The organism is Streptomyces virginiae, from assembly GCF_000720455.1.
Classification (GTDB): domain Bacteria; phylum Actinomycetota; class Actinomycetes; order Streptomycetales; family Streptomycetaceae; genus Streptomyces; species Streptomyces virginiae.
This window is the reverse complement of record NZ_JOAK01000009.1, coordinates 76628-90680: the sequence shown is the minus strand read 5'-3', so window position 1 is coordinate 90680 and position 14053 is coordinate 76628. Positions and strand designations below refer to the sequence as shown.

The following is a 14053-nucleotide window of genomic DNA, read 5'->3' as shown; positions in this document are numbered from 1 at the left end:
GCTGAGCGGCAGTTGTGTCACCGCCGGACCGCCTATCGGGCCGTGAGGCGGACGGGGAAGTGGTCCAGGCCGAAGTTGATGATCGAGCGGTTGTAGGTGACGGGCCCGGTCGGCTCGATGACGGCGGCCTTCTCCAGCGCGGCCGAATACAGCGCGCTCAGCTCGGCCTTGGCCAGCGGGGCGCCGATGCAGTAGTGCGCGCCGAGGCCGAGCGCGAGGTGCTTGTTGGGCGAGCGGTCGAGCAGGATCTCCTCGGGCCGGTCGAAGGCCTCCGGGTCCCGGTCGGCGGACCACACCCACACCGCGACCCGGTCGCCGCGGCGGATCTGCCGTCCGCCGAGCTCGATGTCCCGGGTGGCGGTGCGCAGCGTGTGCAGCCCCACCGAGGTCCAGCGCAGGAGTTCGTCCACGGCGGAGTCCATGGACACCTCGCCCTGTTGCAGCTTCCGCCACAGGTCGGGGCGCTGGACGAGGGTGTGCAGACCCATGGCGGCGGTGTGGCGGACGGTCTGGACTCCGCCCACCACGATGTTGTCCAGGTTGAGCACGACGTCCTCGATCGGCAGGAGCCGGCCGCCGACCTTGTACGTGGCCATCATGGAGATCAGGTCGTCGCGCGGGTCGGAGCGGCGCAGCATCACCTGGTGCATCAGGTAGGGGATCAGCTTCTGATGCCCGGCGCGCCGTTCCTCCGGGGTGCGGCCGAGGAAGGCGACGTCGCAGACCCGGACCACCATGTCGCGGTCCCTCTCGGGGACGTCCAGCAGGTCGCACATGACCGCGAGCGGGAGGGCCGAGACCACGTCGACGAGGTCCACGTCGCCCTGCTCGACGGCCCGGTCGAAGAGCTCGCCGGCCCGTTCGGTGATCGAGCGGGCGGCGCCGCGCACCCCGCCCTTGGAGAAGAACGGGTTGGCGGGGGCGCGCAGTTCGCGGTGGCGGGGCGGGTCGGTGAGGGCCATCATCCGGCCCGATCCGACCGGTACGTTGCCCTCTCCCGCGCCGAGCAGCGACCCGGACTCCGAGCTGAACACGGTCGCGTTGCGCAGTACGTCCGCCGACTCCCGGTAGGTGAGCACCGACCAGACCGGACCGTCGTCGACGGTCTCGGTGCGGTGCACGGGTGCCTCGCGGCGCAGCTCGGCGATCAGGTCGGGGGTGTCGGGGCGGGCCCACAGGTCGGGGTCGGTGAGGTCTACGGTGCCGGCTGTCGCGGTGGCGGCGGTGGCGGTGGTGGCGGTGGCGGTGGCGGTGGTCGGCATCACTGCTCCCTGGAGGCGTGGTGGGGTGCGGCGGGCACCTGGCGGTCCGCCGGGAGAGAACTCGGCCGGGAAGTCGGGCGGGAAGTCGGGCCGGCGGTCAGGAGGGACGTCAGGAGGTCGGCCGGTCCGGGCCGGTCGACGGTGGCGAGCAGGTGTCCGCCGGGGACGACGCGGTGGCCGAAGGCGCCGCGGGTGTGGGCGGCCCAGCCGGTGAGGCCGGTGGTGGCGAGCATCGGGTCGTCGGCGCCGGCCAGTGCGTGGATCGCGGAGCCGATCGGCGCGTGCGGACGGTGGCGGTAGGTGGCGCTGACGGCGAGGTCGGCGCGAATGGCGCCGAGGGCGAGCTCGACCAGGTCCGGATGGGCCCGGACCGACTCCTCCAGCCCGGTGAGCCTGAGGAGTTCGGACGCGTCCAGGTCCCGGGTCTCGCGCTCGCTCCACTCGGCGGGGCTGGGCGCGCCCACGGCGACGACCAGTTCGGGTCGGCGGTCGGCGGGCAGTGCGCGGGCGACCTCGTAGGCGAGCAGGGCGCCGAAGCTCTGCCCGTAGAAGGCGAACCGGCCGCCGTCGCCGCCGGTCAGGTGCGGGGCCAGCGCCTCGGTGACGGCGGCCGCCAGGTGGTCGAAGTCGGGCGGCATGGGGTGCCGGCTGCGGCCGCCCCGGGCAGGCGGGCGCAGTGCCCAGACCTCGGCCACGGGGGCCAGGGCGCGGGCGAGCGGGGTGTAGGCGGTGGCGTCGCCGCCCGCGTGCGGGAAGCAGAACAGCCTGACGGGGCGGTGGGCCTGGGGTGCGGGGACGAACAGCCAGTCCCCCTCGACCCGGGGGCGTGCGGTCCGCGCGGCGGGAGGGGTGGCGGTGGTCATCGGACGGCCTCGCGGCGGGCGGTGAGGGTGGGGCGGGCGGCGGCCGGGCCGGCCGCGGCGGCGCGGCGGACCGCGGCGGTGAAGCCGGCCAGGTCGGCGGCGTCCAGCAGGTCGCGGAGCTGGAGCTCGACGTTGAGCTTGCGGCGCAGCAGGTGGACGACGCGCAGGGCGGCGAGCGAGTGGCCGCCGAGGGAGAGGAAGTCGTCGCTCTGCTCGACGTCGGGCACGCCGAGCACGGTGCGCCAGACCTCGGCGACCTGCTCGTCCACCCCGCCGGCCGCGGCCGGTTCGGCCGCGGCCGGCGTTGCCGCCGGGGCGGGCAGGGCGCCGTGGTCGACCTTCCCGTTCGGGGTGAGCGGCAGGGCGTCCAGGACGGTCACGGTGGACGGCACCAAGTGGGCGGGCAGGGCACGGCGCAGCTCGGACAGCAGGTCGGCGGGGCGGCCGGCCGCTCCGCTGACGTATCCGGCCAGGCGGTGGTCCCCGGGCGCGGCCTCGTACAGGGTGACCGCGGCAGCGGTGACGCCGGCGAGCGCGCCCAGCGCGTGCTCGACCTCGCCGAGCTCGATCCGGAAGCCGCGCAGTTTGACCTGGCGGTCCACCCGGCCGACGTACTCCAGCAGGCCGTCGGCGGAGCGGCGCGCCTGGTCGCCGGTGCGGTACATGCGGGCGCCCGGCTCCGGCGCGAACGGGTCGGCGATGAACCGGCCCGCGGTCAGGCCGGGGTGGCCCGGGTAGCCGTGTGCGAGGCCGGGCCCGGCCAGGTACAGCTCGCCGACCGCGCCGGCCGCCGTCACGGGGGCGAGGCGGGCGTCCAGCAGGTGTGCGCGTACGCCGGGCAGCGGTTCGCCCAGGTGCGGACCGGGGCCGGTGATCGGGGCGGTGACGGCGTCGACGGTGCACTCGGTGGGCCCGTAGAGGTTGAGGGCGTCGATCCCGGCGTCGGCCAGCTCGCGCCAGGTCCGGGTGGGGACCGGCTCGCCGCCCATGAACAGGCGCGGGACGCGGGCGCCGGCCAGCGGCTCGCGGAGCAGCTGCCAGTGCGAGGGGGTCAGGTCGAGGTCGGTGACGCCGTGTTCCGCGAGCAGCCGCACGAGCCGGGCCGGTTCGGCCCGCTGCGTGTCGTCGATCACCACGAGCGTGTCGCCCCGGCAGATCCGGATCCACTGCTGGACGGAGGCGTCGAAGGAGACGCTGGCGTTCCAGGCGACGACCGCGGGCTCCGGGCGGTAGGCGCCGCTGAGTTCCAGGGCGGCGGCGAGTCCGGCCACGGCGCCGTGCGGGACCTCCACGCCCTTGGGGCGGCCGGTGGAGCCGGAGGTGTAGATGACGTAGGCGGAGTCGAGCGGGTGCGGGGCGAACTCGGCCGACCTGTCCTCCTCGGCGTGGGCGCCGGGCCGGAGCACCGGCACGCCGGCCGGTACGGGGGGCTCGGCGTCGGCGCTGACGACGGCGGCGAGACGGGCGTCGGCGGCCATGAAGGCGATCCGCTCGGCGGGGTAGGCCGGGTCGAGGGGCACGTACGCGGCGCCGGCCCGCCAGGCGGCGAGCAGCGCGACCGGCAGATCGGCGGTCCGGGCGAGGTGCACCCCGACCCGGTCCCCCCGCCGCACCCCGGCCCCCCGCAGAGCACGGGCCAGGCCGGCGGACCTCCGGTCCAGCTCGGCGAAGTCGAGGCTCCCGTCCACGGCGTGCACGGCGGCCCGCCCGGGATGAGCGCCGACGACCTCGCGCAGCCGTGCCAGCAGGTCGGCGGTGGCGATGGTGGTGGCGGTGGCGGCGGCGGTGGCGGCGGTGGACGGCTCGGCAAAGGTGGTCATGCGGAACTCCTCGTTGGTCGAGTGCTACGAAGTGGATGGATCACGCTGCAATGCGGGCCCGGGGCACCGCCCGAACCAGCCCGGCGTCTGGCGGCCGTCGCGGTCTCCCCGCCGGAGCCGGTCCGGCCCTACGCGTCGCCCCAGCGGGGACGGAGCCGGCCGGACCGACGGGGCGGGCTGTGCCCGGCACGGCCGTTCGGGTCGGGCCGGCGGTTCCGGGTCCGATCCCGGCGGGGCGACGGGCTCCGGACCGCCCGTTCTGGTGGTCGGGGTCGCGCCACCCGCCGTCGGCGGGGCGGCCTGCGGGGGCCCGGGCGGAGCCGGTCCGGTCCTGTGGGGCCCCGGCGGCAGCCTGGCGGGCGGTGCGGGCTCCGCCCGGGCCTGCCGGACGGGTCCGGTGCCTCCAGGTCCGGCGCGGTTGGGGGGTGGCCGTGCCCGGCCCGGTGGTTCGGCTTGCACCCTGTCCGGCCCCGGTCGGCTTCCCAAGGCTCCGAGCGCCGGCAGGCAACCGGCCGGGCCGGGAGGCCGGGTTCGGTCGCCGTATCGGCCGCCCGAGTCGGTCAGGTGGTGGCCGCGAGGCGGGCCAGGGCCTCCGTGTAGGCGTCGATGAACCGGTCCGCCGTGGCGTCGTCGACCAGCGTCCGCTGGTGGTCCACCGCCAGCAGCACCCGGTGCGACACCGGGTCCTGGATCAGCGAGGCGCCGAAGGCGAAGCTGTTCGGCTCGTGCCGCAGCGTCGGCTCGCAGCCGATCCGGCCGTCCTCGATCCGAGCCGCGCTCAGCCGCCCCAGCGCATGGAAGCGCAGGTAGCCGAACTGGCTGTCCAGCGCGGTGTCGGCCATCATCCGGGCCAGCCGGGCGAAGGGCACCCGGCGGTGCGGCATCATGTCCAGCTCCTCCCGGTGCACGTGCCGTACCAGCGCGGCCAGGTCGTCCTCGTCCGGCTCCGCGACCAGCGGCACGGTGTTGAGGAACAGCCCGTACACCTCCGTACCGCCCAGCCGTTCCAGCCGGCCGTTCATCGCCAGCCCGGTGGTGACCCGGCGGCGCCCGGTGATCCGGGCCAGCGCTTGCAGGTGGGCGGCGAGCGCGACCGATTTGACCGGCACGCCGAGCGCGTCGGCGACCGCGCGCAGCTGTCCGGGGGCGTCCGGCAGCACCCGCTCCACCGTGCGCGGCAGTTCGTGGACGTCCTCGCTGCCGGGCCACAGCTGGCCGGTGGCGCCGTCGAGCCGGCTCCGCCAGTACGCCAGGGAGTCCCGGTCGGCGGCGGCCTCGCGTTCCACGGCGACGAAGTCCCGGAACGCGGTGCGCGGCGGCGGGGTGGGCGCGGAGGCCGGGTCGGCGGCGAGCGCGGTGTGCCGTTCGAGGATCTCGGTGAGCAGTGAGGTGAAGCTCCAGCCGTCGAGGATGGCGTGGTGCTCGGAGATGGTGAGCTGGAAGGCGTCGTCGGCCAGCCGCTGGACGGTGATCCGGAACAGCGGCGGTTCGGCGAGGTCGAAGGGCCGGTCCCGGTGGTGTTCGAAGACCGCGCGGACCGTGTCGTGCTGTTCCCCGGCGGTCGCTCCGCGCAGGTCGGCGAACTCGACGGGCGCGGGCAGCGTGCCGTGCACCAGCTGGAGCGGTTCGCCGTAGCCGGACAGGTCGAGGCCGGTGCGCAGGACGGCGTGCCGGGCCATGGCCTCCTCGACCGAGCGCCGCAGTGCGCTCTCGTCGAGGTCGCCGGTGATCCGGTAGGAGTTGACGTTGTGGTAGCTGTCGGTACCGCCGGCGACCTCCATGTGGAAGACCATGGAGAGCTGCATCGAGACCATCGGGTAGGCGTCGACGGTCCCGGGCGGCAGCTCGGCCCGGTCCTCCTCGGCGATCAGCGCGAAGGGGCGGTCCGCGGCGGGGTCGGCGGCCACCGGCCGGGCCAGCGGCAGGAGTTCGGCGACGGTCGGCGCGTTGAAGACGTCCCGCAGGGTGACCTGCCAGCCGCGGTCGTGCAGGGCGCCGGCGAGCTGGACGGCTCGGATGGAGTCCCCGCCGAGGTGGAAGAAGTCGTCGTGGACACCGATCCCGCCGACGCCGAGGACCTCCGTCCAGACGCCGGCGAACAGCTCCTCCTCCGGTGTGCGCGGCTCGACGTGCCGGCCGGCCGCGCCGGGCGCGGCCCGGTCGGGGTCGGGCAGCGCGACCCGGTCGACCTTGCCGTTGACGGTGAGCGGCAGCGCGTCCAGCACGGTGACGCTCGCCGGGATCATGTACTCGGGCAGCGAGCGGCCGAGGAAGGCCCGCAGGTCGGCGGGTTCCGCCCCGCGGGTCCCGGTGACGTACGCGGCGAGCCGGTCGTCGTGCACGGTGACGACGCAGGCGTCCACCTCGGGGTGCGCGGCGACGGCGTTCTCGATCTCGCCGAGCTCGATCCGGAAGCCGCGCAGCTTCACCTGGAAGTCCGCCCGGCCGACGTACTCCAGCCCGCCGTCGGGCAGCCGTCTGGCGACGTCGCCGGTCCGGTAGAACCGGGCGCCGGGCGGCCCGTACGGGTCGGCGACGAAGCGGCCCGCGGTGAGGCCGGGGCGGCCCCAGTAGCCGTGCGCGAGGCTGCCGCCGCCGATGTACAGCTCGCCGGGGACGCCGGGCGGGCTGGGACGCAGCCAGTCGTCGAGGACGAGCGCGGTGAGGTGCGGCATGGGTTCGCCGACGAGGCTGCGTTCGAAGCCCGCTCCGCCTTCGGCGACGTCGTGCGTCGTGACGTGCACGGTGGTCTCGGTGATGCCGTAGAGGTTGCAGAGCCGGGCGGGCGGCAGCGGGTCGAGGTCGTGCCAGCGCTGGACCACGCCGGGGTCGAGCGCCTCCCCGCCGAGCATGATCCACCGTAGGGCGGGCAGGGCGCGGGGGCGGCGGCGCAGGGCCGGTTCGAGCTGGCGCAGCGCCGAGGGGGTGAGGCAGAGGTGGGTGACCCGTTCCTCGTCGAGGAGGCCGGCGAACTCGTCGGGCGAGCGGCTGGTGAGGTGGGGTACGACGACCAGGCGGGCGCCGTGCAGCAGGGCGCCCCACAGTTCCCAGACCGTCCAGTCGAAGGCGTAGCTGTGGAAGAGGGTCCAGACGGTGTCCGGGCCGAAGCCGAAGTGGTCCCGGCCGGAGTCGAGGAGGCGGCTGACGTGTTCGTGGGCGACGGCGACGCCCTTGGGGCGGCCGGTGGAGCCCGACGTGAAGATGAGGTAGGCGATGTCGCCGGGGCGGCCGGCGGCGGGGGGCCGGACGGCCGGGTGGGCGGCGATCTCGTCGGCGTCGGCGTCGAGGTCGAGGGTCTGCCAGGGGCCGTCCGGGGCGCGGTCGGGCCGGTCGGTGAGGACCAGGGTGACGGCGGTGTCGCCGAAGACCAGGGCCGCCCGGTCGGCCGGGGCGGCCAGGTCGACCGGTACGTAGGCGGCGCCGGTCTTCAGCACGGCCAGGATCGCGGCGGGTACGGCGGCGGTGCGCTCCAGCAGCAGGCCGACCCGGTCGCCGGGGCGGACGCCGCGGGCGAGGAGGGTGTGGGCCAGCCGGTTGGCGCGGCGGTCGAGTTCGGCGTGGTCGATCGTGCCGTTCGGGTCGCTCACGGCGGGCCGGTCCCCGTGGGCGTCGGCGGCGCGCTCGAAGAGGTGGTGCAGGCAGTGGCCCGGGTCGAGCCGTGCGGGGCGGTGCGGCCGCCCGGCCGAGGTGAGCCGGAGCACGGTGGCGTCCGGGTCGGCGAGGGCGGCGTCCAGCAGGCCGGCGTATTCGGCGGCGAGGCGGCGTACGGTGCCGGCGTCGAAGAGGTCGGTGCTGTACTCGGCTTCGCCGCGCAGGTCGCCGTCGGCGGTGTCCTCGAAGACGGACCAGGTGAGGTCGAACTTGCTGGTGCCGTTGGAGCGGACGGCGCGCAGGGCGGTGACCCCGGTGGCGAACGCGAGCGGCGTGGCGTCCTCGGTGTGGGCGCCGAAAACCACCTGGACCAGGGGCGGGTGTTGCGGGGTGCGGGTGGTGCCGAGCAGGTCGACCAGCTGGTCGAAGGGGACGTCGAGGTAGCCGAAGGCGTCGAAGGCGCCGTCCTGGAGGTCGGCGAGGAGCCCGCGGAAGGTGGCGTCGGGCGCGAGCCGGACGCGCAGGGGCAGCAGGTTGACGAAGTAGCCGAGCAGGTCGGCGAGTTCGGGACGGTTGCGGGTGGTGACGGGGGTGCCGACGAGGAGGTCGTCGCTGCCGGTCCAGCGGCCCATCAGCAGTGCGAAGGCGGCGAGTTGGACGGTGTACGGGGTGACGCCCTCGTGTTCGGCGAGTTCCCGGACCCGGGCGGCGGTGCCGGGGGCGAGGTCGAACGGCTCGGTGGCGCCGCGCTGGCTGCGCTCGGCGGGCCTGGGCCGGTCGCCGGGCAGTTCCAGCAGGGTGGGGGCGCCGTCGAGGCTCTGCTTCCAGTGGGCGAGGTGCTCCTCGTAGGAGGTGTGCTGTTCCTCTTCGGCCCAGTCGGCGTACTGGGTGGTGAGCGCCGGCAGGACGGGAGCCCGGTGCTCGGTGGACGCGCGGTAGAGCTCGGTGAGTTCGTGGTCGAAGAGCTCGGCCGACCAGCCGTCCCAGACGATGTGGTGGACCACGAACAGGAGCGTGGTGCGGTCGTCGGCGAGCCGGAACGCCTCGGCGCGCAGCAGGGGCCCGGTGGCCAGGTCGAACGGCCGGGCCGCGCGTTCGGCGATCAGCTGTTCGGCGCGGTCGGCCCGTCGGTCTTCGGGCAGTGCGCGCAGGTCGGTGACGGTGAGCGGTACGGCGAGGGCGGCGTGGACGTGCTGGCGCGGGCCGTCGGGGTGCAGGGCGAAGGTGGTGCGCAGCGCCTCGTGCCGGGCGGTCACGCCGTCCAGCGCCCGCTGGAGCAGGACGAGGTCGAGCGGTCCGGTGACGTCGTACGTCCAGGGGGTGGTGTAGGTGGCTGCCTGCGGGTTCCACCGGTCGAGGAACCACAGGCCGCGTTGCAGGCCCGTGACCGGGGCGGTACGGAGCACGCCCGCGGGCGGCACGGCAGCCGGGTCGGCGGTCGCGGTGGCGGGCAGGTCGGCGGACGGGCTCACGGCCTCGTTCCCTTCGGTCGGGCGGGCGGGCTGACGGGTGGGCGGGCTGCGTGTCGCGTCATCGCGGGGCCAGCCGTTCGGCGATGGCCCCGACGGTCCGGCCGCGGAAGACCACCTGCGGCGGGATCCGGGTGCCGGTCTCCTGGGAGAGCCGCATGGCGACCCGTACGGCGGCCAGCGAGTTGCCGCCGATCCGGAAGAAGTCGGCGTCCGGGCCCAGGTCCTCGGCCAGCTTCAGGACGTGTCGCACGGCGTCGGCGACCAGCCGCTGGTCGCGGGTCAGCGGGTCGGCCGGGGCTGCCGCGGACCGCTCGGCCGGGGCGGGCAGCGCGCGGCGGTCGACCTTGCCGTTCTGGTTGAGCGGCAGCGCGTCCAGCACGTCCAGCGTGGCCGGCACCATGTGCTCGGGCAGCAGCCCGGCCAGGTGGTCGAGCAGCGCGTCCGGGTCGGGCGCCGGTGTCGCACCGGCGGCGGCGGTGACGTACGCGGCGAGCCGCCGGTCGCCGGGTGCGGGTTCGTGGACGCCGACGGCGGCCTCGCCGACGGACGGGTGGCGGGTGAGCGCGTCCTCGATCTCGCCGGGTTCGACGCGGAAGCCGCGGATCTTCACCTGGTCGTCGATGCGGCCGGTGATCTCCAGTACCCCCTGCGCCGTCCGGTGGCCGAGGTCGCCGGTGCGGTACAGGCGTTCGCCGGGCGCGCCGAACGGGGACGCGACGAACCGCTCGGCGGTCAGCCCGGGCCGGCCGACGTAGCCGAGGGCGAGCCCGCCGCCGGCCGCGTACAGCTCGCCGGTGGTGCCGTCCGGGACGGGCCGCAGCCGCTCGTCGAGGACGTGGACGGCCTTGCCGTGCAGCGGGTGGCCGATCGGGATGGAGGCGCCGGCGGCGTCCTCGGGGGTGGCGCGGTGACAGGTGGTGAGGCCGAGGCTCTCGACCGGGCCGTAGCCGTTGGCGACGACCAGGTCGGGGTACTGGTCGAGTGCCTTCCCGACGTGGGTGACGGAGGCCCGCTCGCCGGCGGTGAAGGCGACCCTGAGGTCGTCGTAGGTCTCCGGGAACTCCTCCAGCAGGAAGTTGAACAGGCTCGCCGAGAGCTGGAGTTGGGTGACGCCGTGGCGGCGGGTGAGTTCGGCGACGGCCTGCGGGTCGGGCCGCTGGCCGGGCTGCAGCACGCACACACCGCCGAAGGCCAGCGCGCCGTACAGCTCCAGGGCGAAGGCGTCCCAGGAGACCGGTGAGCACTGCAGCCAGACCTCGTCGGGGCCGAAGCGGGCGTAGTCCTGGCCGAGGTAGGTGGTGGTGAGGGCGCGGTGCGGGACGGCGACGCCCTTGGGGCGGCCGGTGGAGCCGGAGGTGAACATCACGCAGGCGAGGTCGGTGCCGGCGACCGGGATGCCCGGGTCGTGGCCGGGGCGGGCCGCGACGGCGGCGGCCGCGGCGTCCAGGTCGAGGTGGCGGGCGACGGGGAACGGCGGGCTCGCCTCGCGGTGGGTGATCAGCAGGGCGGCGGCGCTGTCGGTGACCGCGCCGGCCAGCCGCTCGGCGGGGAAGTCCGGGTCGAGCAGGGTGTAGGCGGCGCCGGCCTTCAGCGCGGCGAGCAGGGCGACCACCAGGTCCGGTCCGCGCTCGACCAGGACGGCGACGGTGTCGCCGCGGCCGACGCCCAGGGCCCCGAGGTGGTGGGCGAGGCGGTTGGCGCGCTCGTTCAGGGTGCCGTAGTCGAGGCGGTCCTCGCCGCAGACCAGGGCGGGGGCGTGCGGGGCACGGGCGGCCCGGTCCTCGAACAGCGCGTGCACGGGCGCCTCGACGGCGGTGGCGAGGGTGCCGAGCCAGGCCTCGCACAGTTCGGCCATGGTGGCGGGGTCGAACAGGTCGGAGTCGTACTCGAAGCGGCCGGTGAAGTCGGTGCCCCGGTCGTCGACGGAGATCGACAGGTCGAAGCGGGATACCGGGTTGGAGTGCAGCTCGCGGGTGACCGGGGTGCCGCCGATGGTCAGCGGGCGGTCGTCCAGCGGGTGCAGTTCCAGCAGCACCTGGCAGAGCGGGTTGCGGTCCTCGGTCCGGTCGTCGGGGCGCTCCTCCATGACGGCGCCCGCGATGGCGTCGAAGGGGGCCTCCTGGTGGCGGTAGCCGTCGATGGCCACCTCGCGGACGTGCCGGACCAGGTCGCGGAAGTCCACCCCCTCGTCGATCCGGACGCGCAGCGGCAGCAGGTTGACGAAGTAGCCGATCAGAGCGTCGAGTTCGGAGCGGCCGCGGACGCTCACCGGAGAGCCGAGCACCAGGTCGCGCAGGCCGGTCCGCCGTTGGAGGGTGAGCGCGAGCCCGGCGAGCAGCACCATGAACGGGGTCGCGTCCTCGCTGCGGGCCAGTGCCCGGACGGCCTCGGCGACCGGGCGGGGCATCGCGAACCGGTGGAACGCGCCGCGGAAGGCCTGGAGTTCGGGGCGCGGCCGGTCGGTGGGGAGCGGGGGCTCGGTGGATGCGTCACGCAGGTGTTCGCGCCAGTGGTCGAGTTGCCGCTCGGCGGTGCCGTCCTGGTGCTGCCAGGCGCTGTAGTCGGCGTACTGGACCGCGAGTTCGGGAAGGCCGGCGGGCCGGCCGGTGGCCAGGGACTCGTACAGGGCGGCCAGTTCGGCCTCCAGGACGGGAAGGGATCCCTCGTCCCAGACGATGTGGTGGCACAGCAGCAGCAGGGTGGACGTCCCGCCGGTGCGGTAGAGGTGGGCGCGCAGCAGCGGGCCGCTCTCCAGGTCGAAGGGCGCCAGCGCGGCCTCGGCGAGCAGGTCGTCCAGCGCGGCGGCGGTGGTCTCCTCGACGGTGAACGGCACTTCCACGGACGGGTGGACCACCTGCCGGGGGCCGTCCTCACCCAGCTCGAAGGTGGTGCGCAGCGCTTCGTGCCGGTCGACCACGCCGGCCAGGGCCCGGCGGAGCAGCTCCGGGTCGACGGGCCCGGCGAAGCGGAACACCCAGGGCACGATGTAGGTCGGTGCGCCCGGGTTCCACTGGTCCAGGAACCACAGTCCGCGCTGGAAGTTCGCGAGCGGCGCCTCGGTGGCACCGGTCCGCACCAGGGCCGGACGCGCGCCGTCGTCCGAGGCCGCGGTGACCGCGGCGGCGAACTCGGCCAGGGTCGGTGCGTCGAAGATCGTGTACGGGGAGATCATGCCGAAGACGTCGAAGACGCGGCCGACCACGCGCACGGCGGTGAGCGAATCGCCGCCCAGGTGGAAGAAGTTGTCGTCGGCGCCGACCTCGGACACCCCGAGTACGTCGGCCCAGACGGCGGCGATCAGCTGTTCGGCGGGGGTCCGCGGGGCACGGCGGGCGGCGGCCGGCGCGGCGGGCCCGGCCTGGGGCTCGGGCAGCGCCGCCCGGTCCACCTTGCCGCCGGCGGTCAGCGGGAAGGCGTCCAGCGGGGTGACGGTCGCGGGGACCATGTGCTCGGGGAGCCGCTCGGCCAGGTGGACGCGCAGCGCGGCGGGATCGGGAGCACCGGTGGCGGTGCCGGAGCCGGTCACGTACGCGGCGAGGCGGCCCTCGTACGCCACCACGACCGCCGCGGCGACGCCGGGATGTCCGGCCAGGACCTGCTCGATCTCGCCGGGCTCGACGCGGAAGCCGCGGACCTTCACCTGGTGGTCCGTACGGCCGACGAACTCCAGCGGGGCGTGGGTGGCGGACCGGCGGACCACGTCACCGGTGCGGTACATCCGGGCGCCCGGCTCCGGCGCGAAGGGGTCCGCGACGAACCGGCCCGCGGTCAGGCCCGGGCGGCCGTGGTAGCCGGAGGCCAGCACGGGACCGCCGAGGTACAGCTCACCGGAGGCGCCGGCCGCCACCGGCCGCAGCCGGTCGTCCAGCACGTAGGCGCGGCGGCCGCCGAGCGGGTGGCCGATCGGGACCGTGTCGGCGTCGGCCTCGCCCGCGGCGGGGGCGGCCGGCTCGTGGACGGTGGCGGTGACGACGGTCTCGGTCGGCCCGTAGGCGTTGAGCAGCGGCACACCGGTGGCGGCGCGCCAGCGGGCCGCGGCGTCCGGGTAGAGCCGGTCGCTGCCGGAGATCATCAGGCGGAGGGTGCGGGGCGGGCGGGCGTCCTCGCGCAGGGCGGCCACCACCTCCTGGAAGTAGCCGGCGGCGAGGTTGGCCACGGTGACCCGCTCGGTGTCCAGCAGCTCCAGCAGGGCCGCGGGGGCGAGGAGTTGCTCCTGCGGTACGACGATGCAGGCGCCGACCGAGAGGGCGGTGAGTACCTGTTCGACGGCCACGTCCACGGTCGGGCGGGCGAAGTGCAGCACCACGTCGTCCTCGGTGAGGCCGAAGGCCTCGACGGCGGCGGCCAGGTGGCCGGTCAGCGCGGCGAGGGGAACGCGCACGCCCTTGGGGCGGCCGGTGGTGCCGGAGGTGTAGACGAGGTAGCCCGCGGCGTACTCGCGGCCCTGCCGGTCCGGGCCCGCGGCCGGGCCCGGCTCCGGGTCCGTGGCAAGGTCCGGGGCCGGGTCCGCGGCGGGGACGAGTTCGCCGTCGGTGTAGGCGAGGGCGGCGCCGGCGTCGGCGCTGATCCAGCGGTTGCGCTCCTGCGGAGCCTCCCGGTCCAGCGGCAGGTAGGTGGCGCCGGCGCGGAGCGCGGCGAGCAGGCCGACCACGTGGTCGAGCCGGTCCCTGCCGGTGACGGCCACCGTCGCGCCGGGCGCGACCCGGGCGGCGATCCGGGCGGCGAGGGCGCCGCTCAGCTCGTCCAGCTCCCGGTAGGCGACGGTCCGGGCGCCCAGCCTCAGGGCCGGGCGGTCCGGGAACCGGCGTGCTACGGATATGAAGGGCAAACCGCGAGATTCCATCATCCAACCCCGATGAATTAACGACGCTGCGGGTAGTGGTCTCGACAATAGGCCCGGCATTCGGGGCCGATCGGCAGATTGCCCGGAAGGCGATCGGCAGTTTCAACTGCCGCTCCGATCATGCGGATGACGTGCAGACACGGCAGCCCGTCGAGGCACACGAGGGCACCTGGACGGGCTGCGAAAAAACCTTCTCGGCTGT

At 75.4% G+C, this 14053-nt stretch carries 5 protein-coding genes; all 5 read right to left on the bottom strand.

Translation table 11 applies throughout. From position 1 onward, the window contains the following. Nucleotides 1–32: 32 nt before the first annotated feature. The 5 genes from IG86_RS0116135 to IG86_RS0116115 all read right to left on the bottom strand — a co-directional run bounded on the left by IG86_RS0116135 (nucleotide 33) and on the right by IG86_RS0116115 (nucleotide 13851). The gene (locus IG86_RS0116135; RefSeq protein WP_078905913.1) at nucleotides 33–1262 is read right to left on the bottom strand and encodes a cytochrome P450; all 1230 of its coding nucleotides are present in this window, start codon (nucleotides 1260–1262) and stop codon (nucleotides 33–35) included. After that, the gene (locus IG86_RS38770; RefSeq protein WP_234350602.1) at nucleotides 1262–2125 is read right to left on the bottom strand and encodes a thioesterase II family protein; all 864 of its coding nucleotides are present in this window, start codon (nucleotides 2123–2125) and stop codon (nucleotides 1262–1264) included. The genes IG86_RS0116135 and IG86_RS38770 overlap by 1 nt, the downstream gene beginning before the upstream one ends. After that, a complete protein-coding gene (locus IG86_RS0116125; RefSeq protein WP_030897405.1) occupies nucleotides 2122–3945 on the bottom strand; it encodes a non-ribosomal peptide synthetase in 1824 nt (607 codons plus the stop codon). Before IG86_RS0116125 ends, IG86_RS38770 begins: the two co-directional genes overlap by 4 nt. Before the next feature lie 560 nt (nucleotides 3946–4505). Continuing rightward, on the bottom strand, nucleotides 4506–9008 hold the full coding sequence (locus IG86_RS0116120; RefSeq protein WP_078905912.1) for a non-ribosomal peptide synthetase: 4503 nt from the start codon (nucleotides 9006–9008) through the stop codon (nucleotides 4506–4508). A gap of 58 nt (nucleotides 9009–9066) precedes the next feature. After that, a complete protein-coding gene (locus IG86_RS0116115) occupies nucleotides 9067–13851 on the bottom strand; it encodes a non-ribosomal peptide synthetase (RefSeq protein ID WP_030897399.1) in 4785 nt (1594 codons plus the stop codon). Between the last annotated feature and the right edge of the window lie 202 nt (nucleotides 13852–14053).

Coding starts and splice junctions, on each gene's coding strand:
- IG86_RS0116135 (WP_078905913.1), bottom strand. CDS start 1,262: ATGCCGACCACCGCCACCGCCACCGCCACCACCGCCACCGCCGCCACC.
- IG86_RS38770 (WP_234350602.1), bottom strand. CDS start 2,125: ATGACCACCGCCACCCCTCCCGCCGCGCGGACCGCACGCCCCCGGGTC.
- IG86_RS0116125 (WP_030897405.1), bottom strand. CDS start 3,945: ATGACCACCTTTGCCGAGCCGTCCACCGCCGCCACCGCCGCCGCCACC.
- IG86_RS0116115 (WP_030897399.1), bottom strand. CDS start 13,851: ATGGAATCTCGCGGTTTGCCCTTCATATCCGTAGCACGCCGGTTCCCG.